25 protein-coding genes and 1 riboswitch are annotated in these 25,899 nt (G+C 61.9%); of the genes, 8 read left to right on the top strand and 17 right to left on the bottom strand.

Annotation, left to right across the window (positions count from 1 at the left end; genetic code table 11):
- The first annotated feature begins 6 nt into the window (after positions 1 to 6).
- From AC1Q6C_RS23165 to AC1Q6C_RS23175, 3 genes are all read left to right on the top strand, one after another.
- Positions 7 to 1,362, top strand: a complete 1,356-nt coding sequence (locus AC1Q6C_RS23165) for a sensor histidine kinase (protein ID WP_230359477.1) — start codon at positions 7 to 9, stop codon at positions 1,360 to 1,362.
- 48 nt (positions 1,363 to 1,410) lie between these two features.
- The gene (locus AC1Q6C_RS23170; RefSeq protein ID WP_042451934.1) at positions 1,411 to 2,064 is read left to right on the top strand and encodes a response regulator; all 654 of its coding nucleotides are present in this window, start codon (positions 1,411 to 1,413) and stop codon (positions 2,062 to 2,064) included.
- Positions 2,065 to 2,155: 91 nt separating this feature from the next.
- A complete protein-coding gene (locus AC1Q6C_RS23175; RefSeq protein ID WP_228232432.1) occupies positions 2,156 to 2,785 on the top strand; it encodes a DsbA family oxidoreductase in 630 nt (209 codons plus the stop codon).
- Here AC1Q6C_RS23175 and AC1Q6C_RS23180 read toward each other — a convergent pair.
- Both AC1Q6C_RS23180 and AC1Q6C_RS23185 read right to left on the bottom strand, forming a co-directional pair.
- Positions 2,764 to 4,032, bottom strand: a complete 1,269-nt coding sequence (locus AC1Q6C_RS23180; protein ID WP_020968367.1) for a GAF domain-containing protein — start codon at positions 4,030 to 4,032, stop codon at positions 2,764 to 2,766. The two genes, AC1Q6C_RS23175 and AC1Q6C_RS23180, sit on opposite strands and share 22 nt — an antisense overlap.
- Positions 4,033 to 4,109: 77 nt before the next feature.
- Positions 4,110 to 4,889, bottom strand: coding sequence for an acetoin reductase (locus AC1Q6C_RS23185; RefSeq protein ID WP_230359478.1), 780 nt, complete (start codon positions 4,887 to 4,889; stop codon positions 4,110 to 4,112).
- A 220-nt stretch (positions 4,890 to 5,109) separates the two neighbouring features.
- On the opposite strand from AC1Q6C_RS23185, the gene AC1Q6C_RS23190 reads away from it, so the two are divergent.
- Positions 5,110 to 6,255 (top strand): hypothetical protein, encoded by a 1,146-nt coding sequence (locus tag AC1Q6C_RS23190; protein WP_230359479.1) that lies wholly within the window; start codon positions 5,110 to 5,112, stop codon positions 6,253 to 6,255.
- Between the two features lie 140 nt (positions 6,256 to 6,395).
- Positions 6,396 to 8,231: a flavin-containing monooxygenase gene (locus AC1Q6C_RS23195; RefSeq protein WP_007726929.1), complete on the top strand. Its 1,836-nt coding sequence runs from the start codon at positions 6,396 to 6,398 to the stop codon at positions 8,229 to 8,231.
- A gap of 59 nt (positions 8,232 to 8,290) precedes the next feature.
- On the opposite strand, the gene AC1Q6C_RS23200 is transcribed toward AC1Q6C_RS23195, so the two are convergent.
- From AC1Q6C_RS23200 to mhuD, 3 genes are all read right to left on the bottom strand, one after another.
- Positions 8,291 to 9,067: a CbtA family protein gene (locus AC1Q6C_RS23200; RefSeq protein WP_492666833.1), complete on the bottom strand. Its 777-nt coding sequence runs from the start codon at positions 9,065 to 9,067 to the stop codon at positions 8,291 to 8,293.
- Entirely contained in the window at positions 9,058 to 9,252 is a 195-nt protein-coding gene (locus AC1Q6C_RS23205) for a CbtB domain-containing protein (RefSeq protein ID WP_003945915.1), read from the bottom strand. Before AC1Q6C_RS23205 ends, AC1Q6C_RS23200 begins: the two co-directional genes overlap by 10 nt.
- Before the next feature lie 25 nt (positions 9,253 to 9,277).
- Positions 9,278 to 9,416: riboswitch (cobalamin riboswitch) on the bottom strand.
- Positions 9,417 to 9,504: 88 nt separating this feature from the next.
- Complete coding sequence (gene mhuD / locus AC1Q6C_RS23210; RefSeq protein ID WP_007726927.1) at positions 9,505 to 9,813, bottom strand: mycobilin-forming heme oxygenase MhuD; 309 nt, start codon at positions 9,811 to 9,813, stop codon at positions 9,505 to 9,507.
- Between the two features lie 45 nt (positions 9,814 to 9,858).
- Between mhuD and AC1Q6C_RS23215 the strand changes: the two genes are divergently transcribed.
- Positions 9,859 to 10,596, top strand: a complete 738-nt coding sequence (locus AC1Q6C_RS23215; RefSeq protein ID WP_081558744.1) for an alpha/beta fold hydrolase — start codon at positions 9,859 to 9,861, stop codon at positions 10,594 to 10,596.
- On the opposite strand, the gene AC1Q6C_RS23220 is transcribed toward AC1Q6C_RS23215, so the two are convergent.
- Positions 10,581 to 11,006: an HIT family protein gene (locus AC1Q6C_RS23220; RefSeq protein WP_003945905.1), complete on the bottom strand. Its 426-nt coding sequence runs from the start codon at positions 11,004 to 11,006 to the stop codon at positions 10,581 to 10,583. The genes AC1Q6C_RS23215 and AC1Q6C_RS23220 overlap by 16 nt on opposite strands.
- 39 nt (positions 11,007 to 11,045) lie before the next feature.
- Positions 11,046 to 13,733, bottom strand: coding sequence for a helix-turn-helix transcriptional regulator (locus AC1Q6C_RS23225; protein WP_230359480.1), 2,688 nt, complete (start codon positions 13,731 to 13,733; stop codon positions 11,046 to 11,048).
- A 224-nt stretch (positions 13,734 to 13,957) separates the two neighbouring features.
- On the opposite strand from AC1Q6C_RS23225, the gene AC1Q6C_RS23230 reads away from it, so the two are divergent.
- Positions 13,958 to 14,869 (top strand): hypothetical protein, encoded by a 912-nt coding sequence (locus tag AC1Q6C_RS23230; RefSeq protein ID WP_230359481.1) that lies wholly within the window; start codon positions 13,958 to 13,960, stop codon positions 14,867 to 14,869.
- Positions 14,870 to 14,928: 59 nt separating this feature from the next.
- Entirely contained in the window at positions 14,929 to 15,954 is a 1,026-nt protein-coding gene (locus AC1Q6C_RS23235) for a hypothetical protein (protein ID WP_230359482.1), read from the top strand.
- Here the strand turns inward: AC1Q6C_RS23235 and AC1Q6C_RS23240 are convergent.
- The 10 genes from AC1Q6C_RS23240 to AC1Q6C_RS23285 form a co-directional block, all read right to left on the bottom strand.
- Complete coding sequence (locus AC1Q6C_RS23240; RefSeq protein ID WP_007726916.1) at positions 15,951 to 16,832, bottom strand: HhH-GPD family protein; 882 nt, start codon at positions 16,830 to 16,832, stop codon at positions 15,951 to 15,953. The genes AC1Q6C_RS23235 and AC1Q6C_RS23240 overlap by 4 nt on opposite strands.
- A 117-nt stretch (positions 16,833 to 16,949) precedes the next feature.
- Positions 16,950 to 17,474: an Rv1363c family protein gene (locus tag AC1Q6C_RS23245; protein ID WP_042451875.1), complete on the bottom strand. Its 525-nt coding sequence runs from the start codon at positions 17,472 to 17,474 to the stop codon at positions 16,950 to 16,952.
- Positions 17,471 to 18,709 carry an MlaD family protein gene (locus AC1Q6C_RS23250; RefSeq protein WP_042923604.1) on the bottom strand — a complete coding sequence of 413 codons (1,239 nt, stop codon included), beginning with the start codon at positions 18,707 to 18,709 and terminating at the stop codon, positions 17,471 to 17,473. Before AC1Q6C_RS23250 ends, AC1Q6C_RS23245 begins: the two co-directional genes overlap by 4 nt.
- Positions 18,706 to 19,779: an MCE family protein gene (locus tag AC1Q6C_RS23255; RefSeq protein ID WP_058227253.1), complete on the bottom strand. Its 1,074-nt coding sequence runs from the start codon at positions 19,777 to 19,779 to the stop codon at positions 18,706 to 18,708. The genes AC1Q6C_RS23250 and AC1Q6C_RS23255 overlap by 4 nt, the downstream gene beginning before the upstream one ends.
- On the bottom strand, positions 19,779 to 20,858 hold the full coding sequence (locus AC1Q6C_RS23260) for an MCE family protein (protein WP_064688634.1): 1,080 nt from the start codon (positions 20,856 to 20,858) through the stop codon (positions 19,779 to 19,781). Before AC1Q6C_RS23260 ends, AC1Q6C_RS23255 begins: the two co-directional genes overlap by 1 nt.
- The gene (locus AC1Q6C_RS23265; RefSeq protein WP_230359483.1) at positions 20,855 to 21,847 is read right to left on the bottom strand and encodes an MCE family protein; all 993 of its coding nucleotides are present in this window, start codon (positions 21,845 to 21,847) and stop codon (positions 20,855 to 20,857) included. The genes AC1Q6C_RS23260 and AC1Q6C_RS23265 overlap by 4 nt, the downstream gene beginning before the upstream one ends.
- The gene (locus AC1Q6C_RS23270) at positions 21,844 to 22,854 is read right to left on the bottom strand and encodes an MCE family protein (RefSeq protein WP_230359484.1); all 1,011 of its coding nucleotides are present in this window, start codon (positions 22,852 to 22,854) and stop codon (positions 21,844 to 21,846) included. Before AC1Q6C_RS23270 ends, AC1Q6C_RS23265 begins: the two co-directional genes overlap by 4 nt.
- Complete coding sequence (locus tag AC1Q6C_RS23275; protein WP_230359485.1) at positions 22,851 to 24,071, bottom strand: MCE family protein; 1,221 nt, start codon at positions 24,069 to 24,071, stop codon at positions 22,851 to 22,853. Before AC1Q6C_RS23275 ends, AC1Q6C_RS23270 begins: the two co-directional genes overlap by 4 nt.
- Positions 24,032 to 24,877 carry an MlaE family ABC transporter permease gene (locus AC1Q6C_RS23280; RefSeq protein WP_003945610.1) on the bottom strand — a complete coding sequence of 282 codons (846 nt, stop codon included), beginning with the start codon at positions 24,875 to 24,877 and terminating at the stop codon, positions 24,032 to 24,034. The genes AC1Q6C_RS23275 and AC1Q6C_RS23280 overlap by 40 nt, the downstream gene beginning before the upstream one ends.
- Complete coding sequence (locus AC1Q6C_RS23285) at positions 24,877 to 25,731, bottom strand: MlaE family ABC transporter permease (RefSeq protein ID WP_230359486.1); 855 nt, start codon at positions 25,729 to 25,731, stop codon at positions 24,877 to 24,879. Before AC1Q6C_RS23285 ends, AC1Q6C_RS23280 begins: the two co-directional genes overlap by 1 nt.
- Positions 25,732 to 25,899 lie beyond the last annotated feature (168 nt).

The following is a 25,899-nucleotide window of genomic DNA, read 5'->3' on the forward strand; positions in this document are numbered from 1 at the left end:
GTTGGTATGGCACAAGTCAACGATGTGAGGACTGCTCACCGCTTCGGTCGAAAGATCGGTCCGCCTCATCCTTTCGGTCGGAGCCTGGCGGTTCGTCCACCCGTTCGGCTGATTCGAGGCGTCGGTGGCGGTGGATACGCTTGCTCGGTGATCACCACCAAAGGAACCGTTGTGCGACGACGCGTATGGACTACCGCCGCTGTCGCGTTCAGCCTTTTCTGTTCCTTCATGACGGTGGGCATCGCAGGCGCGTCGGGAAATATGCCACCGGTATTGGTCGGTATCGGGTTCGTCCTGGGCGTGGCCGGTGGGATATCGCTTGTGTGGCGCCATCAGTATCCCTGGGTGGTTCTGGCGATCACGCTGGTCGGCCCGTTGTTCTTCCCCACCGATGCGACGGCGGCGCTCATCGCATTGTTCGCCGTTGCTCGGATCGCGCGTGGGCCTCGGCTTGCTGCCGCTGCGGCAGCTGTCTTCGTCGCGTGCGGAATTTCGTTGACCTACGACGCTTTTCGCAATCGTGAGTACTCCGTTCTCACGATGGGAACGATGAAACCCAAGGACGGTTCGGCGGTTGTTCAATACGACGTCGCCATCTGGATCCCGTGGCTCGTCGCAGCCGTCATGGTCGGCATCGTCGTGGCGCTCTCGCTCCTGATTCGGACCAGAACCGAACTCGTCGAGGCAGAGCACGTACGGGATCTTGCCACCGAGAAAACCGATGTGATGCGCGACGAGATGATTCGCACCGAGGAACGAACGCGGATCGCTCGCGACATGCACGACACGATCGCGGCCAGTTTGAGCCGGATCTCATTGTTCGCCGGCGGGTTGCAGGTCAGCGCGGCAGACAATCCCGAGAAGGTCGTCAACACCGCAGCGATGATCAGAACCACCGCGCACGAGGCTTTGGACGAATTGAAGGGAATCGTCGGAGTGCTCAGGGGAAGCGGCGATCGCCGCGAACACGGTGGGCACCAGGGGATCGACGCGATCGGTGACCTGGTCAACAGTGCACGCGCGGCAGGCATCCACTGCCGTCTCGAATCGGAGTTGCTCCCGGGTGATGTCGGAATGCTGGCGGGGCACGTCTGTTATCGCGTCGTTCAGGAATCGTTGACCAACGTCCAGAAGTACGCGAGCGACCAGATGCTCGTCGTTTCGGTGACCGGGTCGCCGCACGACGGAATTCGTATCCTCGCACGCAACAAGCTGAGCGAGCTTGCACCCATGACGTCGATCGGTTCGCGGTCCGGCTTACGCGGGTTGGCCGAACAGGCAAGAGAAATCGGCGGCAAGGTGGAGGCAGGCGCGCTGGGGGACGATTTCCTCGTCAGTTGCTGGGTGCCCTGGTCGTCGTAACCCTCCCACCCTCCGACTGTCGGGGGCTCTGGGTAATCTGAGCGCACTATGGACGCTGACTCGCGCATCACAGTTTTGATCGTCGACAACGACGCCTGGGTTCGGCGCGGAATGAAGGACATCCTGGAAGCAGCGCCGGACATCGTGGTGGTTGCCGAGGCCGAGGACGGCGATCAGGTCGCAGCCAAAGTCACTCGGTTTCGTCCGCACGTGGTGCTGATGGATCTGAAGATGGCACGGGTCGGTGGCTTGGAGGCCACCCGAGAGTTGATGACCATGAGCAATCCGCCGAAGGTCATTGCGATGACCGCCTTCGACGTCGACGACATGGTCGTGCAGGCGGTCGAGGCGGGCGCGCACAGCTTTCTGAGCAAGGACGCGGCCCCACAGGCGTTCCAGCAGGCAGTACGGGTGGTGGCGTCGGACCACTCGTTGTTCAGCTCCGATTCTCTACGTGCCATCGTGGCCTCGGCGCCGCGTCGGCAAGCACCCGACCTGACTCCCCTCGCTTCGCTCACCGAGCGTGAGCGCGAAGTGCTGACAATCCTGGCGACAGGCGCGGCCAACAGCGTCATCGCGGAGCGGCTGTACCTCGGTGAGACCACCGTCAAGACGCATATCTCCTCGTTGTTCGCCAAGCTCGGTGTGCCCAACCGGGTGAGTGCGTCGTTGATCGCGTTCCGGTGTGGTCTGGTCACGTGATTCTGTGACCTCGTGACGTGAGCCGGGACTAATCCCGGCCCTGTTCGTTGTTGCACCGTCGGTGACTGATCAAATCGTGATTGACCAAGACGTGACCATCGAAGTGTGGTCTGACGTCGCTTGTCCGTGGTGCTACATCGGAAAGACCAGGTTTCTTTCGGCTCTGGATCGTTTCGAGAACAAGGACCGCGTCAACGTCATCTGGCGCTCGTACCAGCTCGCTCCGGAGACCCCGGTGGGAGAGGGACGAACCGAACTCGACGCCTTGGTCGAGATGAAGGGGATGGCGCCTGAACAGGTACGTCAGATGTTCGCCCACGTCAGCGCGACGGCAGCCGAGGTCGGCTTGACCTTGGACTTCGACACCGTGATCGCCGCCAACACCTTTGATGCGCACAGGTTGCTGCATCTCGCGGGTGAGCGGCAGAACGAACTCCTCGAAGCGCTGTTCAAAGCGCACTTCAGCGACGGCAAGGTGATCGACGACCGTGAGGTGCTGGTCGAGCTGGCCGTGAGCGTCGGCCTCGACGCCGACGTCGTGCGCGAGCAACTGGGCTCCGATGCCGCAGCCGAGGCTGTTCGCGAAGATCTGTCCATGGCCCGCCAACTGCAGGTCAGCGGCGTTCCGTTCTTCGTCGCCAACCGTGCGGTCGCAGTATCCGGCGCTCAACCCGAAGAGGTGTTTCTGCAGTTGCTTACTCAGGCCTCCGAACCGGCCTGAGTAAGGCGAGCGGCACGAACTGCCGGGGCGTTCGAGAACGGCAACAGATGTGCACCGTCGTCGGGGCAGGAAAGCGTGACGTGCGCTGCATCGACGAACCGGTACGGCTGCGCTGCAACAACTCCGGCAAGGTTCTTGCGCAGACGCGACATCTCGGCCCGCGCGGTCACCGTGCGGGCCGGGTCACCGAAAAGATCCTGCGCCAACCGCGATGCGGTCAGTCCACGCCTCTCGGATCCGAGGAGAAACAGAATCTCCGCATGCCGCTGGGTCGGGGAGTAGGCCCATTCGCCCAACCCCGACGTGACGGTCACCGACATGTTCTCGGAATCGCGCAGATCGATATGCACCGTGGGCGCACTGATTTTCTCGCCGGTGGCGATCGGCCGGACCACCCACCCGCCGGGAAGTGGATCCAGTTCGCACAGACCCAAAGCGGGGAACCACGTCCTGCCGGGAGCCAAAGCCGCGGGGAGCAGCACGCGCGAGCGATGAGGTAGCGCATCGACCGCCGCTACCCAGCCATGAGTATCGATCACCAATGCCGGTGATCCGCTACGTGCAAGCATCGGCCCTGCAACAGAACGCAATTGATCGAGATTGTCCCGATGCTTGTCGCGCAGGTGTGATTGCGCGAGGCGTGCGACGGCGTCGACCAGAGCGAGTGTGGTGGGGTGGACGGTCTTGGCGGGACCACTGATGTCGACGACGCCGATGACACGGTCGTCCCGCGGATCGCGGATGGGTGCCCCCGCGCAGGTCCACGGATGATGGCTGCGCGCATAGTGTTCCGCCGAGAAGATCTGAACCGCTTGTCGTGACACCAATGCCGTTCCGATGGCGTTGGTGCCGACGCTGTCCTCGGCCCAGTTCGCACCCTCGACAAATCCCAGACGCGCAGCTTGGTCCAGTACTCGATGGGACCCGCTGCGCCACAGTACAGTTCCGCGAAGATCTGCGACGACCATGATGTTCTCACCGCTCGCGGTAACTGATTCGAGTCCACGCGTCACGTCGTCGAGCACGTCGTACAGTCCGGACTCACGACGACGGAGATCGAGTTCGGCGACGTCCATGGACGGTTCGACCCGGTTGTGTTCGGGGTCGATACCTAACTCGCGCAGGCGTTGCCACGATTGGCGGACCACGTCCCTGGGGCGGGCCGGTGCGCGGTCTCCGGCCATCGTCGCGTCGTACACCGCGGCGAGGGTCCTCGCGTAGTCGCGAGGATCCTCGCCGGGCGGCATCGCGGGCTCGGGCAACCGCTTTTTCAGCGAAGATACCGTTTTCAGCGAAGACACCGCTTTCAGTGAAGACACCGCGGTCAGCGGTAGACGAGGCCGCCGTCGATGAGACCGGCCTGACCGGTCATGTAGTCGGAATCGGGCCCGGAAAGGTACGAGACGAAACCGGCGACATCGTCGGGGGTTTCAGCTCGACCCAGCGCAATTCCGCCGACGAACTTCTCGTAGGTGGCGCCCTCTGGTGCACCGGTCAATTCGGCGAACCTCTTGTCGATCGTCACCCACATGTCGGTGCCCACGACGCCGGGGCAGTACGCGTTGATGGTGATTCCGTCGGACGCGTATTCCTTGGCTGCAGCCTGAGTGAGGGCCCTGACCGCGAATTTTGTTGCGCTGTAAACACCTAACATGGCGAACCCGTCGTGACCGGCGATGGATGACGCGTTGATGATCTTTCCGCGCTGACCCAGAGCTTGGAACTTTGCTGCTGCAGCTTGAATTCCCCACAGGACGCCGTCGACGTTGACGCTCCAGATCTTGGAGACCTCTTCCGGCGTCGCGTCGGAGATCGGGCCGACGAGAGCGATTCCCGCGTTGTTGACGATGACGTCGAATCCGCCCAATTCCTGGTGTGCATGTTCGACGGCTGCGTGAACCCGCGCGCGATCGCTGACGTCGGCGACAAACGTCGTTGCACGACGGCCGATCTGTCTGATCTCGTCGGCAACCGCATCCAGCTTGGTTTGGTCGAGGTCGACCAACGCGATGTCGGCGCCGTCGTGGGCGAGGCGGAGAGCGATTCCGCGTCCGATGCCTTGGCCGGCGCCGGTGACCAGTACTACCTTGCCCGTGATGCTCATGCAGTTTCTCCTCGTAAGCAGTGAACCGGTTGCCTGGGAACCGGTGAGTGATTTGTATGTGACGGCGACCACAATGCGGAAGGGTTGCACCGTGTTGCAATTCCGCAGAATGGGGCAGCGGTTGCAACCCTCGGCAACCCTCCCGGTATCCCGCGCGACGGCTCCATAGTTGCGCCACCACTTCGCGAATCATCTTGCGAGACAATCTGGGAGAGGGAACATGACCGCTACAGTCGACACACCCACGGAACCGGCCACGCCGAGCCGACAACCGTCACGCCGCTGGATCGGGTTCGGGATCGCGAACCTCGTGATCGTTCTCGTGCTGGCGGTTGCGAGTTGGTACCTTCTGGCCGATCCGACCACCAGTCCCTGGAGTTTCTATCCTCTGCCGTTCAACGCGGCGCTTTTCTGGGCAATCCTTTTTGTTGTGTTCATCGGCTTCAACTGCGAGTTCGCCGGCTTCGACCGACTCCCGCAGCCGGCGAAAGGCCTGGCGATCATGGTCGCGACCGCGGTCTTCGCCGTCGTCGTGACGTGGCTCCTGGCAAACGGCTTGGGGAGTTTGTACCCGGATTTCGCGGCCGATCGTGAGGGCGGCCTCGGATATTTCGCGGGTGCGCTGTTCGTACTCTTCGGCTTCGGGACCTGGGTGATGGTGGTCCTGAACTGGCAGCATCGGCCGTGGACTTCCCTGGGGATGAAGCAGCCGTTGGTGGGTTTGTGTGAGATCGCGTTTGTCGCCGTCCCGACGCTGACGCTGTACTTCGTGTTCGGTCTGCCGTCCGTATCGCTGTCCGCCACGGATCCGTTGATGACCGTCGACACCGTGCTCGGGTGGTTCTACTGCGTCGTGGTGGTCGTGATCCTGACTGGCCAGACGCTCGACAACTGGCCGTGGCGACTGTTCGGCGGCGGGGGTAAGACGGCGCTCGCAGCCACGATCGGTAACTTCGCCGTGGGAACCGGCTTGTACTTCGTGGCACTTCCGGTCGTGAAGGCGCTGGTGGGAAGCGATGCCGTTGCCGAGTTGGGCGGTGTGATCCATCAATTCCCGGCGCAGCTCGGGGTGTGCTGGGCATTCTGGATGATCTTCTGGGCCAACGCCTTCGGTAACAAACCCACGGGCTTTGCGGACGGGGTCAACCTGGCGATCCGCGCGCTGCTCACGTTTGCGCTCGCGGTGGTCACATTCTTGTTCTATTACCGCTTTGCGGCAGAGTACATTCTTCACGAGCCGGCAGTTGTCGACGGATTGCACGGCAATGCACTGGGTTTCGTGGATTGGGCCGTGTTGTGGACGCTGTTCTACGTCGTGGGATTTCAGTCGCTGGGACTCGGCAGATTCAAGCCTGCTGAGGGGTGAGTCGGTTGCCCGCACCTCGGTGCGGGTAACCGGTATCGGACGCCGGCACCGCGTCCACTGATTGCAACAGACTGCAACGCTTGTGACCGGGGCCACTTATGGGATGTGCTGTGTGTCACATTCACAAACAAGGAGAAGTGATGACGCAAACCATCGATTCCGCAGTCACCCCCGAGGTGAAGTTGACGGCGGTGACACCTCAGGAGCGCGTCGACGCCTGGCTGGCGGATTTCGAGTCGGCCCTCGCGGCTCGTGACATCGAGCGTGTGGCAGGCAAATTCGCACTCGACAGCTTCTGGCGAGACCTGGTGTCGTTCACCTGGAACATCAAGACCGTCGAAGGTCGCGAGCAGATCGCCGACATGCTCTCCGCGCGACTCGACGACACCGATCCTTCGGGATTTCGGACGACCGAGACACCCGACGAGGCCGACGGCGTCACGTCAGCCTGGATCGAGTTCGAGACTGCAACCGGTCGCGCGCACGGGCACCTTCGTTTGAAGGGAGATGAAGGTTGGACCCTGCTGACGTCGCTGCAGGAGTTGAAGGGACACGAAGAAGGCAAGGGCACTCGTCGTCCGCGCGGCGCCAAGCATGGGGCAGACCCGAACCGCATCACGTGGGCCGAGCAGAAGGAGATCGAAGACCGCGAACTCGGTTACACCACACAGCCTTACGTCGTGATCGTCGGCGGCGGCCAAGGCGGCATCGCCCTCGGTGCCCGGATGCGCCAACTCGGAGTACCGGCCATCGTGATCGACAGCCACGAGCGACCCGGCGATCAGTGGCGCGGACGCTACAAGTCCCTGTGCCTGCACGATCCGGTTTGGTACGACCACCTGCCATACATGCCGTTCCCCGACAACTGGCCGGTGTTCGCGCCCAAGGACAAGATCGGCGACTGGCTCGAGATGTACACCAAGGTCATGGAGGTTCCGTACTGGAGTTCCACGACCTGCACCTCGGCGTCGTTCGACGAGAAGACCCAGGAATGGACCGTCGAGGTCAACCGCAACGGCGAGAAGCTGACGTTGCGTCCCAAGCAGTTGGTGATGGCGACGGGTATGTCCGGGAAGGCCAACGTTCCGACGTTCCCCGGGCAGGACAAGTTCCTCGGCGATCAGCACCACTCGAGCAAGCACCCCGGCCCGGATCAGTACGTGGGCAAGAAGGTCGTCGTGATCGGGGCCAACAACTCCTCGCACGACATCTGCGGCGCACTGTGGGAGAACGGTATCGACGTCACGATGGTGCAGCGCAGCTCGACGCACATCGTGAAGTCGGATTCGCTGATGGATTTGGGCTTGGGCGATCTGTACTCGGAGCGGGCACTGGCCGCCGGCATGACGACACACAAGGCGGACCTCACGTTCGGTTCGCTGCCGTACCGGATCATGCACGAGTTCCAGATCCCGGTGTACGACGCAATCCGTGAGCGCGACAAGGATTTCTACGATCGCCTCGAGAAGGCGGGCTTCGAGCACGACTGGGGCGACGACGGTTCGGGCCTGTTCATGAAGTACCTACGCCGTGGCTCGGGCTACTACATCGATGTCGGCGCTGCCGAACTGGTTGCCAATGGAGACATCAAGCTCGCGCACGGCAATGTTCGTGAGCTGACCGAGAACAGCGTGATTCTCGAAGACGGTACGGAATTGCCTGCCGACGTGGTGGTCTACGCGACCGGCTACGGCTCGATGAACGGCTGGGTGGCGGATCTGATCGGTCAGGACACCGCCGACAAGGTCGGCAAGGTGTGGGGCCTGGGGTCGAACACCACCAAGGATCCGGGACCGTGGGAAGGCGAGCAGCGCAACATGTGGAAGCCGACGCAGCAGGAAGCGCTGTGGTTCCACGGAGGCAATCTGCATCAGTCGCGCCACTACTCGCTGTACTTGGCATTGCAGTTGAAGGCGCGCTACGAGGGCATCCCGACGCCGGTGTACGGACTGCAGGAAGTGCATCATCTGAGCTGAAATGGAACTGCTGTGCGCCTTTATTAACCGCGGGAGGTTAATAAAGGCGCACAGCAGGTTCAGCGAAGGGCGTACTTCTTTGCTACTTCGGTGTTCTTGGTTGCGCGCTCGGTAAGGAAGGCGAATGCCAACCCGAGTACGAGCCAGAGCGTCGCCTGCGTAGCGAGCGAGGAAAGTCGGAACTCCCACAGCAGAGTTGCCGGGAAGTCCTCGCCCACCTCGTTGATGCCGGGAAGCGAGACGTAACCGATCGCGACGATCACCAGGAACGCAGCCACCGGAGCAGCGATGCGCACGCTGAGGAACTCGTGCCCGGAAACTGCCTTTGCCGCCGCTGCTGCCGCGGTGACGGACAGCAGCCCGAGAATCACGGCGGCCAGCCACAGCAGTGTGCGCTGGTTGATGGTGTCGGGATCTCCGACGGCCGGCGGATTGGCCGGGTACTTGAAAAAGGGGACAGCCTCGATAGCCAGCCAACCACCGACGGCGATGGTGATCGCCAACAAAGGCCCGGACATTCCGGTGAGTCGTCGAGCGTAATTGGCAACGACCGAGAAGATCGCCCCGAGTGCCAGTCCGGCAAGCGCCGTGCCCAGGAACAGCCCGGCGCGCTGCCCGTCGCGGCTCACCAGTGGTTCTTCTTCGTCACCGTGCGAATGCCCAGCGGCTTCGCCGGAAACCTCACCGGTGGCGCTGTTGGCTTCTTCGATCGCAATGGCAGCGTTGACGTGCGGTTCACCCAGCACGAATGCAACTCCGCCGGCAAGGATGCCTGCGATCAGACCAGCCAACAAACCACGAATGAGAAGCTTCGTGAAATTGTCGGCTAGTGGCACGGCAGGCCCATCAAGTGTCGACCGTCGTGCATCAATTCATGCATGTACATGCCGGTGCGAGAGATAGCGCCCTGGTCGAATCCGACCAGGTAGAGAGCCAGCATCGCGAACAGAACTACTGCAGCGGCGAGGAAAGCAAGACGAGTCGAATCGATCGACGTATCGGGAGAATAGGCGAGAGCCATCGAAGCCTCCTGGGATTTTCGCGTCCCCTAGGTCCATGCGATGGCCGAAGTGTCTGGCTGTCGAAATTGTCGTGCCGAAAAAGGCACTTCACCTCGAATTACAGTGGCGCGACCGCTCCGGGCTTTCACCGGATTCCTGTCGGACCATCGCGTTTACATGCGAACTTTTGCACTACAGCCCGCACCGTGTCAACGCGTGAAGCCGAGATGACCGTCGATTGTGCCCGCCAAGGCAGGCACAATCGCTCGAGATCAGCTCTTTGCGGCGACGTCCAGGACAACTTCGAATTCGAGCAACGACGCACCCGAAGCGACGGGCTTCGCGCGCTCGCCGGAATGGGCTTCACGGGCGGGGCCGTCACGCCAATCGGCGAACGCCTGCTCGGACTCCCACTGAGTCACCACGAAGTAGCGGCTCTCACCGGCGGTGGGGCGGAGGAGTTGGAATCCGAGAAAGCCCGGGGAGTTCTCGACTGCGTGAGCGCGTGCTGCGAAGCGCTTCTCCAGTTCGGGGCCGGCGCCCTCGGGGACCTCGATTGCATTGATCTTCACGACTGCCATGCAAGCGACATTACCCGCGCACCTTCACCGCGTACCGTGACACTCGTGTTGCATGACGAAGGTGGAACGGGACAACCGATTCTGTTGTTGCACGGCCTCATGGGCAGCTCCCGAACGTGGCGACGCCAGGTGCCGTGGATCCGCGAGTTCGGCCACGTCTACACCTTTGACGCTGCCGGTCACGGCAGGCCGGCGCCAGCGGCACTGACTACCGAGGCATTCGTCGAGGACCTGACATCGGCGGTTGCGTCCATCGAGGAGCCGATGATCGTGATCGGTCATTCGATGGGGGCTCTGCATGCGTGGTGCTTCGCCGCCGCGCATCCCGAAAAGGTTTGTGCGCTGGTCCTCGAAGACATGGCCCCGGACTTTCGTGGACGCACCGCTGCGGACTGGGCGCAGATGATCTCGGCGTGGCCGCAGCCGTTTGCTTCCGAGGAGGCGATGAAGGAATTCTTCGGCCCCGTCGCCGGCCAGTACTTTCTCGACTCTTTCGACCGCCGCGACGACGGGTGGTACCTGCACGGCGACGTGTCGACCTTCCGCGACATCTCGGAGGAGTGGGGCACGAGGCATTTCTGGGATCAGTGGAAGGCGATCGAGGTGCCGACCTTGCTGATCGAGGGAGAGTTCACCATCACCCCCGAGGGACAGATGCGAGAGATGGCCGAGAGGCCGGGAACTCGGTACGTATGTATTGCCGATGCAGGCCACCTGGTCCACGACGATCAACCGCAGCGCTATCGCGAAGTGGTGACGGAATTCCTTCAGACCGTGAGCTGACTTCGGATCGACGCGCCCACCTGCTCCAGCTCGACGGCTCGCCTGGCGAGGAGTCCAGCAGCGAACTTCGCCTTGTCGCCGCGATGGCGGGGGACGACGTGCAGGTGCGAGTGGAACACGGTTTGGCCCGCGGCACGCCCGTCGTTGACGAGAAAGTTGACTCCGTCAGCGGCGATGTCGCAGCGGCGTAGAGCTCCGGCGATGAGCGTGCCGACGCGGAACATCTCTGCGCCTTCGTGACTTTCGAGAGCATCGAGGTTCTCTGCATGACGCTTGGGGACCACCAGGGTGTGTCCGCGACTCACCGGCCGTGCATCGAGGAATGCGAGAGTTGTCTCGCTCTCGTGAACGAGAATCGCCGGCTCGGTCAGCGCGACGATCTTGCAGAAGACGCAGGAATCGGTGCTCATGCCTACAGAATGTAGTCCGAAATCAGATCCGACCCCGGACTACAGCAAGCGCAGTTGGCGTGCCCTCGTGATCGCTTCGTTTCGATTGTGTACGTCGAGCTTCTTGTAGAGAGTGCGCAGTTGAGTCTTGACGGTGTTGACGGACACGTACAGTTTGTCGGCCATCGCAGCCGACCCCATGCCGAGCGCCAGGAGTGAGAGGACTTTCTGCTCGCGTTCGGTCAACTCCACGATATGTACGAATTCCGGAAATGATTCCGCAGGCGACCTTTTCGAGAACTCGGCGAGTGCACGCGATTTCGTTTCGGCCATCGATTCGAGTTTCTCGACGTCCGCCGATGCGATGGTCGCGAACGAACGTAGAAGTCCGGTCTGATCCGCGATGCTGCACGCTCTGGACCACTCCTGAGAGGCGAGGCGTGGCTCACCCAGCTCGGAGTGTGCAACCGCTTGCACCAGAAGCGATTCCATCTGTGCCCGCGGATAGGATACGCCAGACCAGTCGAACTGGTGACACAGCGCCACCGCGGCCTCGTTCTGGCCGATCCGCTGACGTAAACGCGCCACCGACGTGAGCGTCCACGGATTGGCGGCAGGATCGATGATCTCCTTGGCCAGTGCTACGGCATTGTTCCCCTGTCCGAGAGCGAGCAAGAGATCGATCTCTGCGGATTGCAACAGAGGAAGCGCGAAAGATGTAGCCGTGTACTGCTTGGAATGTGCTTCGATCGCATTGTGGAGCAACAGTAGTGCCGCAGTGTGGTCGCCGGAGGTCAAGGCGAATTGGCAATGCGCATAGACGACGAATGCCCACAGTTCCTCGGTGTCGGACGGAAGACCGAGTTCGGTCAATGCGAGACGTGCGTCGTCGAAGTCGAGTGTGTCGAGAGCAGTGAGCGCCCGTGCTGTCAGGCCGGCGATCTTGACCACAGGTTCGAGCCAACCGCCGGGGTCTGGATGCTTCTGTTCGAGTTCGGACCAGTGTGTGGCCTGCCGCGGCTCACCAGCCAGCGCCCAATTCAGGGCGGCACTTCCCGCAGAGTTACGAGCGATGAAGTCGACTCCATGAGACAGGGCGCCGTGGTACGCCATTCGAGCCTTGATCGTGGATTCTGTGAACCTGCCGCTCAATTGAAAATTGATCGCCCATTGAAGTCGCATGAGAGGGAGCTGTGCGCTGACCGCTTCCGGGTTGTTCTCCAGCGCACTGCGACTGAGATGAGACAGGCGCCTGGTGGTTTCTGCTGCGAGCCCGTACTCGCCTGCCATCCTGAGCATGATCGATTGAACGCAGGCAATGCTCAAGGCGTCCTTCGCGCCGGCTTCAGCGCCGAGAGCCCACAGTTCTGCCGGCGATTCGGGTAGCAAGTCGACTACCGTCGAGCGCTCGCTCGGATGCATCGTGAACAGTGCGCGCCCTGCCTCCACTGCAGAGTGTTTGTCCGCTGCTTCCGCCGGAATCCGTTGGAGAGCAGAGCGAACCGAGTCCAGATTGTGGACGATCATCGTCACCCAGTGTTGCTCGACGATGTCTACTGCCAGGGTCCAGTTCTGTGCCTCGACCGCGTAGTCCAGCGCCGACGCGTGATGACCGTGGTCGAGTCGGTTGTGTGCGAGGAACGAAAGACGTTGCGCCGGATCGGCTCCAGCGCGCTTTTGGTGCGCGAGTATCGATCGACGAATGGCGGGAGGCAGCTCCCAGGTTTCTTCGGCTTCGGTCTCGACCCGTGACAACAACCCGGCTGTCTCCAGTATCGCCAGGCGCACGCGAATCTGATGAACGGTCTCGCCATCCTCAGGGTGTTGGGACTCGAACAGCATGGCGGCGATGTCGACGGTGATCGATCGCGCAAAGGCCGTCGCGAGCAGGAACTCGAGTTGTTCCACATGATCAGCGGTCATGAGAACGGATTTGTTCACGTAGTCGTCGATCGCCTGCGCGATGTTCTTCCTGATCATCTGCTCGCGGTTGCGGCTACCCGATGTCTGGACGGCGGGAACGGCGACACGAACCAGCGCTGGCAGCCCACCTGTCAGGGATGTGATTTGTTCGGCATCACCGTCAGTCGTGTTTACGTCAGCTTGTGCGAGCAAATGGGCGGTATCGGCTCTCGTGAACAACAGCTCACTCGCGCCTATCACCTCGTGGTCCGTGTCGAGCAGGTACGGCTCGGAGAACATGCCGAAGCCCGAGAGCGTGACCACGAGGTCCAGGTTGTGACAGAGGGCGAGGAGTTCGATCAACTGATCGTCCAACTCTGGTTCCGATATCAGATCCGGCCTGATCAGCACGAGCAGCACGGGGCGGCTGAGGGCGTTCAGGGATTTGGCGACAGCGGTGAAAGGATCGGCGAGATCGTCGACGTCGGGCAGTGTGATTCCGGCAGCGTGGATTCGATCGAGGACAACGGCCCAGAAATCTTCGAGTGTCGACGAGGGCCGTGGGGCCGAGACCCAGACGAGTATTCGTTCGGATGCCAAATGGGCGCGCAGCCACGATGCGATCAACGACGATTTCCCGTGGCCGTTCGGTGCACGGACGATGGTCAGCGCGGCACGTCGGTCAAGTTTGTCGAAGAGCGCTTGCCGGGGAATCGACGTCGCGAGGGTGCGCCTTTCGGGAATAGCTGCCCAGTCGTGGCCGTCCATCCCGAACATCAGCGCGGACCCTTTCTGCTTTCGCGCCCCGCAATGATTGAAGAGTTTGGGCGGATTGTCTCGATCCATCTATCTACAGGGAGGAGCGTAGCTGGTGCGAATCCAGAGCGTGCCATCCCGGGCAATTCACCCGGGAATTCACCCCGGCTGAGAGAAGTTCACCCACACAATCACGCCGTCACCATTGGCTTTCGAGTCCCTCGAGCGACTTCTATTGAACGTAGCTCGGGATTCGCCAAATGTGGCCGCGAGCGCCTGTCGGAGGCCCGAGAGTCAGACATCGAAGGAGCGTCGTGAGAACTCGTCTGTCAGAGGTGCGGTCGAAGGCCGTTGTCGTCGGACTCCGGCCGAGAGCGTGGCGCCGAGGAGTGCGAGGTATCGGCATAGTTGTCGTGACCGGAGCTCTGGTGGTCGGCGCTGCTGCGCTCGGCTTGCTGCCGATGCAGTCGGATGTTCGATTGGCGGCCGAGGGAGAGTTCGTGCCTCCCTTCACCGTCGAGCTGACGGCGATTGACGGTGCACCGCCCTTCGATCCCGCTGACGGTCCAGGGCTCGATTCGGGACCGTCCAACGGCATTGTCCGAGAGGGTGATCCGGTGACGTATGTCATCGACATCGGTGTCCGGGGCAACCCGCTCTCCGACGTGGTCGTGCAACTTCCGGTGCCTCGAGGTTTCGTTCTGCCGTCCGTGCCTGATTACTGCGGAGACGGCTCGGGTGTCGACGAGGTCGGATTACATTGCCTGATAGGCAATCTGGAAGCGGACCGGTACTTCACCCGAACGGCGACGATGACTGCGGGAAAGCGGGAAGACGCCGACGGTCTACCGATCGCTGCACTGGTCACCGCAGATCGGGGGGCGGTTCGCGTGCGGTCGGGCGATGTCACGGTGCGGGTGGCGACCACCCCGGGAGTGTGTGATCCGTACGGGATTTCTGTTGGTGGTCAGAGAAGCCAGTGGGCTGCTGTCTCGGCAGATGGACGAATCTCAGGTCTGGTGACATCGGGCATCTCGGAGGCGGTGGTGATCAACGGCGTCGATCAATGCGGGCACGCGACAGCGCGGACGGTGAAACCGTTCGAGGGTCACTTCTCGTTTGTCGGACTGCTACCGGGGACGTATCGCGTCACGGTCGACGGCCGAGCGCCGGTGGATGTGGTGCTGGAACCAGGTGCGATGGCGGTCGGTGGCCTGACGTTCTGATACAGCTTCGCAGGAATGGCAACACTCGTAACAGTCAGTAGCAGTCAATGGAGGATCCAGTGCGTGAAAGCCTGGGCGTTGTATTCGAAAATCAGTCAATTTCAACAGCTCTCGTAGATGCAGACACACCCCTTCTTGGCTCGATCGACGAGTTCCGTCACCCCTGGGGTGCAGACGGGACTGTTCCCTCTCCGCAAGCGTCGGCGCGCGCACTCGCCTCCGCGGCCGAGGTCGCCACCGGTCGAGCTCTGCGCTCGAATCTGTGCCCCACTGTCGTCGGAGTGATGTGCGAGCGTGCGGACGTGCGCGAACTTGTCTCGGATTCGTTGTCCTCCAGTCCTTTCGAGAACGTCGAGTTGGTCAACGGTCTCGACGCACGGCTTGCCTACCTGCGGACGGTCGACGCTCTCATTGGTGTTTCGCCGATTCTCGCGTTCTGGCCGGACGGCGGTGAGACCGTGATCGCGGCCGTCGACCCGAGAGCAGGCGTCGTGGACTCGGCGCATCGTTACGACACGGCCGAGTTGCTTGCGGACAGCTCGACATTTGCTGCGACATTGGACCTCCTCGTCGCCGAACGAGACCCTGTGCCCAAGATGCTCGTCGCGATGCTCGTGAAGGAAGACTCTCGGCAGCCGTCCGCGGAAGCCGCTGAACTGGCAGGTCTCGGCTTCCTGTTTCTCGGCGAGCGGACCCAACTGGCGATAGGGGCTGCGCTGGTAGCGGCCGATCGCGGAAGCGAAGTTCGGTCCGATGGCGGCATGGCTGTCCGGCCCGTCAACAGGGTCCGGTGGGCGGCGGCAATAGTACTGCCGCTTCTACTCATGTTGACGGGGTTGCTGATCGCGCTGTCCCCAGACGGGTCGCGCGCGGTGTCCACGGATAGCCCGAACATCGGCGCCGAGTCGGCGACCTCCACCAGCGGGCCCCCGCCCGGCGCTGCCCTACAGATTCCGACACTTGCGCCTTGCGATCCAGTGGTGCCTGCCGTTCCTGCAGTACTTCGGCGTTCTGATCCGGAAGTCGCACCGCTCCAGACCGACGAACCCACAGCCGAAGAATGCACCCCGCTGCGAGTCGGCTAAGCCGTACCCTCTCCGGCCAGCGCAAACAGGCCGTCGTCGGTCTGCTCGACCAGTCCGTCGACCAGCAGTGAATGCAACGCACGGTCACGCTGACCCGGATCGGCCGGCCAGACGATGTCGAGTTGCGCGCGCTCGACCGGACGGTGACTCTCGCGAAGAACGGCCATCAATTTTCCACGAACCTGGCGATCTGTGCCCGCGAACTTCTGCACCTTCTTGGGTGGTCCGGTGTGTGCCGGTTTGCCCGAAGCGACCCACGCGCAGTTCGGCAAAGGGCAGTTCTCGCAGTTCGGGTTCCGCGCCGTGCAGATCAGTGCACCGAGTTCCATGAGAGCAGCGCTGTAGGTGGCGGCGCGCGCACGCGTCCTCGGCAGCAGCGCCGCGACGTCGGCGAGGTCTCGCGTGTTGGACGGGTTCCCGGGTTCCGCATTGCCGTGGACGGCTCGCGCAACTACGCGTCGTACGTTGGTGTCCACCACAGGCACTCGCTGTCCGTAGGCGAAACACGCGACGGCGCGGGCGGTGTACGAACCGATTCCCGGTAGCGAGAGCAAGGTATCGACGTCTTCCGGGACTACGTCACCGTGCTCGGCAGCCAGGACGCCCGCGCATTCGTGTAACCGCAGCGCGCGTCGTGGATAACCGAGTTTGCCCCACGCGCGAAGCACCTCTGCCTGGCTCGACGCTGCCATCGCCGACGGCACCGGCCAGCGCTCGACCCACTCTTCCCAGATTGGCGCAACGCGCACCACCGGCGTCTGCTGGAGCATGATCTCGCTCATCAGGATCTGCCAGGCACTGACGCCCTCGCGTCGCCACGGCAGGTCGCGAGCCGTCTCGGAGTACCACTTCAGCAGCACCGAAGATTCCACTGCCACTGCTACCGACACACTCCTCGAACCTTGCGCTCCCGGTCGACGAAGGAGACGTCGACTTGTGGGGGCCACTTTATCGGCAGTCGCAGACACGGCTGTCTTTGACGCCCGACCGCCGGGTCACAACAACTGCACGTTACTCAGTTTCCACTCGCCGTCCTCGCGGACCAGCGAAAGTTGCATCCGGTTGCGGTCGATTCTCGGATCGGGGGAGTTGGTGTTCGTGATCGTCTGATCGAGGAACACGAGCACCTCGGCGTTGTCGCGATCACTGCTCGCCAACCCGGCTGAAATGATCTGAGCGGACGAGGTCGCCTGATACTGCACGATCATGTTCTGCAAGTTGGCTGCCACCTGGGCGTACTGACCGGCGAATTCGCCGACAGAATTGTCACGGACCACGGAGAGATTCTGATCGAGGTTCTGGAAGTTGTACGTCGCAAGATCAGTGGCGAATTGCCGTCCGCTGTCCAGGGCGCTGATACGCGCGTTTTCGTCGACCGATTTCTGCCAGGTCGCGAATGCGCCCCATCCGAGCGCCGCGACCACGACCAGGGCGCCGGCAACGATCGCTACGGTCTGCTTGCGAAGCCGCTTGGGCTTGTCGACGATTGTGGGCGTCTGGGGTTCGGTTGTCTCGGTCATTGCGTTCCTTGTACTAGTAGTGCGGCAAACGAGTTGTCACCGAGAACGGTGTTCTGACCACCGTTGAGGCCCAGACGAATCGACGTTCCGTCACCGGCTGCGACCGTTCCGAGGGCAGGATCGTATTCAGCAACCCCGTCGATCGTTCCAGTTCCGGTGGGGACGTTCTGCGATCCGCGATTCTGGATCCGGCCCGACTGGTCCGCGCAGTGTTGGTTCTTGTCGAGCGTGGTCGGTGAGGTGTCCTGTACCGATCGCCGGGGCGTGTCGTAGATACAGACCGGTCCGAGTGCTGTGATCAGATCAAGCTGTGCCCGTCCGTCTTTGACGATACTTCCGAACTTCTCGAATCCTTTGGGCACCACCACCAACAAGGCATCGACGGCGGGCATCCGTGCAGTGACGATCTGAGTGGAGACGAGAGAATTGGCCAACAGCAGACTGAACGGCTCACGACTCTGTTCGATGAGAGGCAGTATCTGATTGTCGAGAACACTCGGGCTTCGATCGAGGAGTGTGCGCAGTTGCGGATCGGAGTTTCGTACCTGATCTGTCAATTGGCGAAGTGTGAGTGCAACTTCGGGAAGAGCGTCAACATTTTCCTCGTTCGCAGTGAACAGTGAGCGCGAGTTCTCGACGAGTGTGTTGACACGCGGTTGATCGGATTGGACAGTGCGCGCGAGCACGTCGAAGTTGTCGACGAGCGCCTGCAGATCCGGACCCAATCCGTTCAATCCCTCGCCGAGTTCGTGCGAGAGGGTTCGCAGGTCTGCCGGATCGACGGTGTCGGCAGCAGCGTTGAAATTCGCAATCACGGTTCCCAACGCGACCGGGATCGAAGTGCGCTCAGTCGGAACGACGGAACCTTCAACCAGATACGGGCCGCCGTCGGTCTGCGAGGACAACTGAACTTTCAATACCGGAACGGCGGTGTCCTGGCTGATGGCCACATGCGAATCGTTGGGGATCTGTTTGTCGGCGGCGATGCTCAACGTCATCACGACGAGGTCCTGGGCAGAGTCCACCTCCACCGACTCGACGTCGCCGACGGTGACTCCGCGATAGGCCACTTCCGAACCGGGAGCGATTCCGGCCGCGTTCTCCAATTCGACGATGACCGAGAAGGTTCCGGTGAACGGATCTCCGGCACCGACTTGCCGGAGTACGTACGTCGTGCTGACCACCGCGATGAGGAGAAAGGCGGCGATCTCGAAATAGACGGTTCGGTTCTTCATCGCGTTCCTCCTTGCAGGGGTGTCGTGATCGGCAGTTCCCGATCGGAGGCGGGCAGAGGTGGCAGTGGCGGTGCGGCGCCCGGGATTATCTCGTTGAGCACTCCGGTCACGGTGCCCTCGACATCGACGTCGAGGTCGATGTTCACGTAATCGCCTGGGCTGGCACGCTCAAGGAGCACTCTTGCGTTGTCCAGGTTGGCCATCGTCTCACCCAGTGTCGGCCCCATTGCCGAGAACTGGTCGAGGATGGGTGACAGTCGTCCGGTGATCTCGGAAATCTGGTCGGCCGACTGGTCGAGTACGGAATTGGTTGCGGTACTGAGCCGATCGGTTTCGTCGAGTAGATCGAGGAGCGGTTGTCGTTGGTCGGCGATCACGCCCAATGCGGGTGTGAGTGTGCGCAAGCCTTCGTCGATGGTGGCGCTCTCGTCTCCGATCAGAGCGCTGAGCCGGTTCAGTGAATCCAGTGCCGAATTGATCGATTCCTTTCGGTCGTCAAGTGTTCCGAGAAAAGTGTCAAGGCGTGCAAGCAGATCGCGGATCGTCTCCTCCCTGCCGTCGAGAATCTGATCAGCCTCACTGACGATGTTCTTGACCTGCGCCAACCCACTGCCGTTCAACAGAGTTCCGACGGCGCCGAGCAGTTGTGCGACATCGGGTCCGCGCACGGTCTCCGATCGCTCGATGGTGGAACCTGGTTCGAGAATGGGGCCCGCTGGATCGACCGGAACTTCGAGGTTGACGAACGCATCGCCGATCGGGGTCGACAGTTCGATCCGAGCGCGGGTGCCGACAGGTAGTTCGATGTCCGACGCGATTTCGGTATGTACCACGGCTGCAAAGGTTTGCGCGCTCATCGACATGACTCTGCCGACCACTGCCTGGCCGATCCGCACCTCACCGCCGACGGGAAGTAACGACGCGTCGACGAATTCCATGTTCAGCGGGTACGACTCTCCTGGCAGACCGCGTCCGAGGGGGAGGTGCTGGAAGTTGAGACTGCAGCCGGTCAATGGCGCCGCGATGACAAGTGCCACGACAACGCTCACTACGGACTTGTTCGACGCCATCAGTTGCCCCCACCGAGGATGCGTGCCAGGTCGGAGCTGCCTGCCGAAGGAAATTCGATGGGATTGACGATTCCCGGCCCTGTGCACAGCGGTATCGGCATCTTCTCGCACAGTTCTCTCGTCGTGTCGAACTGTGAGAGATCGGTGGCGACGTTCAATCGTGCTCTGGCTCGGCCTTCTTCGGTGACGAGGTTGGCGACGTTCTCGAATCCCGTTGGTGCCGTTTCGATGATCTCGCGCAGTTGATCCTGTTTGGTCGCGACTGCACCGGCCAACTGTGCGAGCGTACCCAGATCGGCGGTGACCGCCTCGCCGTGTTCGGCGAGTAGCGCTGAGACCTGTCCGAGCAACGTGGTCAGGGAATCGAGCGCCCCGCTGATGTCTTCTCGCTGGGCGCTGAACGTGCGGGCGGTGACTGTCACCGAGTTCGACAGGGAGTCGACCTTGGTCTGGTTGTCCGCGATCAACTGCACGAGGGTGTTCAGGTTCTTCACCAGTTCGGAGATGTCGGGACTTGCACCCGCCAGTACCGAACTGGCCTGTGAGATGGACCGAACGGCATCGTTGAATGCTTGCCCGTTGCCGTCCAACGCGTGGGCGCCTTCTCCGATGAGGTCACCGATCCCGCCGCCGTCGGCGCCAGGGCCGAGCGCCACCGTCAATTCGTTCACCGATGCGGTGAGTTGGTCCCACGTCAGAGGGGAGTGAGTGCGTTCGAGAGGGATCACCGCGCCGTCGGTCAGGAACTCACCGTCCTCGTAGCCGGGGCCGAGTTCGATCGTGCGGTCACTGATGACCGAGGGAGACAGGACCCAGGCCTGCGCATCGGCAGGTATACGTGTTCCGGATGGCAGGCTCAGCGCCACTCGTACCCGGGCCCCTTCCGGCGTGACGCTCTCGACCCTCCCGCTGGGAACTCCCAGAATCGTCACCGTGTTCCCGGTGAAAATAGCGTCGGTCGAGGTGAATTCGGCGGTGAGAGTGAGTCTGTGTTCGTCACGCGTGACGAACAGGACGGCACCGATCGCGCAGATCACAATCGCTGCCAGCACGGCGAGTTTCTTGACGGTCGTGGTCATCGACACCCCTGAACGAGCCCGACGACGCACAACCAATTGTCCGGGATGAGGGTGGAGGGCGAGTTGAGGTCGAGCCAGTTGCCGTTACCGGTCGCGTTGGTGACGTAGCGGACGCTGGGGGCGAAGTTGTCGAGCAGTGTGGTCAGTGATTGTTCGTTCTCGGACAGAACTCCCGTCACCACGTGGATGTCTCCCATGACCGAGTCGACCAAAGCCTGGTTGTCGCCCAGGAACTGGGCAAGTGTGGTGCTCAACTGATTCAGGTCTTGTACAAGCACATTCAGCACATCTCGCCGGTCGGCGATCGTGGACATCACCAGATCCGCATTCCCCAGAAGGGTTTCCAGAGTGTCCTTCTGCTCGATCAGTGTTGCGGTCGTCTGCTGCGCTCCGGTGAGAAGGGAACGGAGCGCAACGTCGTTGTCGTTGACTACTCCGGAGAGTGCGTCGATTCCCTCGAGTGAGCGGCGAATGAGTTCGGGATCGTCCGGTGAGTTGTCGGACACCACGGTCAGCATATTTCGCAGTTGTTGCAGATCAAGGTTTTCCGACGTGGATTGTGCTCCTCGACCGAGATCGTCGAGAGTGAACGAAACGCTCGTGTTCTCGATGGGGATGGTCGAACCTGTGGGTAACGAGCGCGATCCGTTCGGAGTGACGTCGAGCGAGCGTCGGCCGAGCAGAGTCGAGATCTTGATGTCCGCACGGGAGTCTTCGCCGAGAGTGACGCCGTCGTCGAGTCGGAAGGTGACTTCAACCGAGTTGCCGCTGACCGCCAACGAGGTGACCACCCCGCTCGGGACTCCCGCGACGTTGACCGGATCGTCCTGCGTCAACCCGGTGGCGTTGGCAAAGACGGCGTGGTACTCGTTGGTCTTGACCTTCAAGATCAGTTGAGGGACAACGAGTGCGGCCAGAACCACACCGACTCCGACGAGGATGCAGATGATTCCGTTGCGGACCGGGTTCTTGACGGTGAGCCAGTTCATCGGCACACCGCCGAACGCTCGGGGCCGCCGAGGGTCACCGATTGGTCCAGCGCGCTGAGCCGGAAGTTGCAGATGTAGATGTTCGCCCAGCTTCCGTAGCTCATCGCGATCCCCAACTGGGTGAACAGTTGATCGAAAGCGGTGATACCGGTCGCCAGCGACTCACGATTGTCGACGACGACGCGAGCCGACTGATCGATCGAAGTCAGCGCGCCAGCCAAGTCCGGTTCCACGCCCGTCACCAAGTCCTGAAGTGAAGAAGTCAGTGCGCCTGCGGAATCCACTGCGGCCGAGATCTGTTGGCGGTCCTGTGCCAAACCGCCGACCAGTGTGTCGAGCGTGTTGATCATCTCGACGAAGTTGGGTCGATTCGTCGTGGTCACGGTAAGGACCCGGTCGAGGTTGTTCAGTAGTTGGTCCAAGATCGCGTCCCGGGACGTCAAGTTCTCGGTGACGGCAACAGTGCGCTCCAGCAGGCTTTCGATGGTGGAACCTTGTCCTTGGAATACCTGGACGACCTGTGCGGCAAGCTCGTTGACTTCTGCGGGGTCAAGTGCGTCGAACAGGGGACGGAATCCGCCGAGGATGTCGGTGAGGTCGATCGCCGGCTGAGTCTGTTCCACGGGAATTGTGGCCCCGGGGGAGAGGTAGTTGCCTGTTGCGTGTTCGGCCTGTCCGGGTTCGATCGAAATTGTTCGCGCTCCCAACAGGTCTGCGTACCTCACCACAGCGCGACCGTCGGACGGAATACGTTGTGCAGATTCGAGTTCGAAGCCGACGACGGCTTGGTTGTTCACCAGCTCGACGCTGTCGACGCGCCCTACTCGCACCCCGGCGATCTGAACATCGCTGCCGGTGACCAGGCCGGAGGCATTGACGAAGACGGCCCGGTACTGCGAACTCGACCCGGAGACTGGGTTGATCAGGGTGCTCACCACAACCACGGTGGCGAGAATCGACAGTGCAGCAAACAGTCCGAACCTGATCAGAGATTTCTTCACGCTCATCCGCCCACCACCGTCGTGCCGCGAAATACCGGCCCCGCCACGAGAGTGTCCAAAGCTGTACCGCCCTGGGTGAGAGCCGAGATCAGGGACTGTTCGGCAGGGCTGCCGACCGGGCCGACGGTTCCGCCGAACGCGGTCGCGGCGGCAGGACAGTTGGGTCCGCGGGTTCCGTCGTACTGTGGGCAGTCGGTCTTTCCGTACGGATACAGATCTGTGACGGACAGCCGTAGATCGGTGCTGAGCCACGGACCATGCGCCAACGCGGGCGGGAGCTTGATCGTGAGATTGCGCAGGCCGTTGTAGAAGGTGGTGATGTGGTCCGGCCGCGAAGTGATTGCGCCGGTCAGGGAATCGGCGTCGTCGACCAAGGTGATCATGCGGTCGCGATTGTCACCGATCAGACTCGTGGCAGCAGCTCCCGTGCTGGTGCCGGCACGCAGAAGCCCCGCCAACCCGTCGGATTTCTCGACGACGGTCTTGGATGTGGTGATGGAGTTCTCGAATGCGGCGAGCATGTCCGGCGCACTCGTCGAGAGACTGTCGGCGAGGGTGGCTATGTCGTCGAGGTCGTCACCGAGTCCGTCGATGACGGGCTGCGCACCGACCAACGCTTGGTGGACTGAATCGAGCGATTCGCCGATCTGGTTTCCCTTGCCGCTCAACGCGTCCGAGACTGCCGTGAGTGCGACGTTGATGTCGGCGGGGTCGAGGGAAGAAACGAGCGAGTAGATCCGTGAGATCGATTGGTAGAGCTGGACCGCGACTTCGGACTGATCGGATACCAATTCGGTACCCGGCACGAGAGCAGGACCACGCGAGAGTCCGTCAGGTTGAATCAAGTCTACGAAGAAGTCACCGAAGATGTTGCGGGGCATCAGTCGCACCTGACTTGTCGACGGTATGTCCTCGAACGCTCCCTCGTCGATCGCGAGTGAGACAGTCGAAGCGGTGGTGCCCGGCTCGATCTCGGCCACAGCGCCGACGACGACGCCGCGGTACTGTACCGAGGATCCGACTCGCAGCGCACCGGCACTGGCGGGGACGACAGCACTGACCTGCGGTGTGGAACCGGTGGAGTCCGTACCTCTGCTGAACAAGAAGACGTAGGCGAGGATCAGGATGACCACGGCGAGTAAACCCCGCAGTGCCAGGGTGATTCGGCTGGAATTCGTGACGATCATCCGGTCAGCCCGGGTACGTGAGGTTTGAGTCCCCACAGCGCAATGGTCATCGCGACGTCGGTGAATGCAAGGAAGACGATGCTGGTGCGCAACGCTCGTCCGGCGGCTCGTCCGACGCCTTCGGGTCCACCCGTCGCGGTGTAACCGTAGTAGCAGTGCACGAGGGTCACGACGACCGCGAACACCATGACTTTTATCAAGGACAACCAGATGTCGTTGGGAGAGAGGAAAAGACTGAAGTAGTAGCCGTACGTTCCCTCCGACTGGCCTTTGACCCGGATCACCGCAAGCGCCGTTGCCATGTACGAAGCAAACAGGCCGACCAGGTACAGCGGGACCACCGCGATGAGCGCCGCGATCATTCGGGTGGTGACCAGGTACCGCAGCGAGGGAATCGCCATGACTTCGAGCGCGTCGATTTCCTCGGAGATCCGCATCGCTCCGAGCTGCGCGGTGAATCCGGTTCCGACCTTGGCTGCCAGGGTGATTGCGGCAACGAGTGGTGCCACCTCGCGAGTATTCGCGATGGCGGACATCACGCCGGACAGCGGTGCGAGGCCGACGAGGTTGAGTCCGCGGTAGCCCTCGAGTCCGATCTGGGAACCGGCGAAGAACGAGATCGCGAAGATCACGACGACGCTGCCGCCTCCGGCGAGCAGGGTGCCCGAACCGAATGCCACCTGGGCGACGAGACGGGCGACTTCACGCCAATAGCGCTTGAGGGTTGCGGGAATCGAGGTGATGACACGCGCGTGGAACGTGAACTGATCGCCGAGTCGACTCAGGCCGTCGACGGTCCGCGAACTGACCCGCTTGGCACGAATTGCGATGGGCAGGTGCATCAATAGGCACCTTTCACCGAGACGAACAGTGGGTAGAACTGAGTAATTGCGAGGTTGGCGACAAACACGAGGACAAACGAGAGCACGACGGTCTCGTTGACTGCGTCGCCGACGCCTTGAGCTCCGCGCTTGACGGTCAGGCCCTTGTAGCAGGCCACGATTCCCGAGATGAGAGCAAAGGCAACGGCTTTGATGCCGGAGACGACGAAGTCGCTGGGTTGACTGAATTGAACGAGATTGCGCAGGAAACTCTGTGCGTTGCCGTCGAGTATCAGGACGTGAACGAAGAGGCTAGCGCCCAAACCGATTACGAGAACTATCGAGTTCAGTAGGAGGCAGACGACGGCAATGGCGATCATCCGGGGTACGACCAGGCGTTCGAGCACGGGTAGACCGAGCACTTCGAGTGCATCGATTTCCTCGCGTATCGTTCGCGCTCCCAAATCTGCGCAGATTGCGGAACCGCCGACACCGGCGATGATCAGGGCGCACACCAGGGGGCCGGCCTGTCCGATGATGAGGAACGCGACGACGGCACCGCTGTACGCACCCGCGCCGATTTGATCTGCGAGCGCACCGATCTGCAGTGCTACCCCGACACCGAGGGGAATCATCACCAGAGCGGACGCGACCGAGGTGACGTGGGCGAGAAACCACATCTGGTCGAGCGCCTCACGCCAGGCGAGGCGCTTGTGTCGAAGAGATGTGAACGCCGCAACGCACACGCGAACGGTGAAGGTGAAGAGCAGTCCGATCTCGGAGAGCAGGTTCGAGAACATGTTCGTCTTGGCGGGGGAGCCAGCAGTTGTTTCCCCGGTTGTTCCATTCCCGGTCGTCGTAGCTTCGGTGCTCACGCCATCCCCCTCTCCGGCCGAATCGTTCTGGTCGGGTTTCTTCGATCACACTCGGTAGCTCGAAGTGCTCCAGGTCACGTTCGGAGACGGTATCAGGAAACTGACTCTGAAGTAAGTTCCATTTCGGCCACTTCATCACCGGGCGCGAATGTCGACGCGGAACTTTCG

The organism is Rhodococcus sp. MT28 (genome assembly GCF_058792695.1).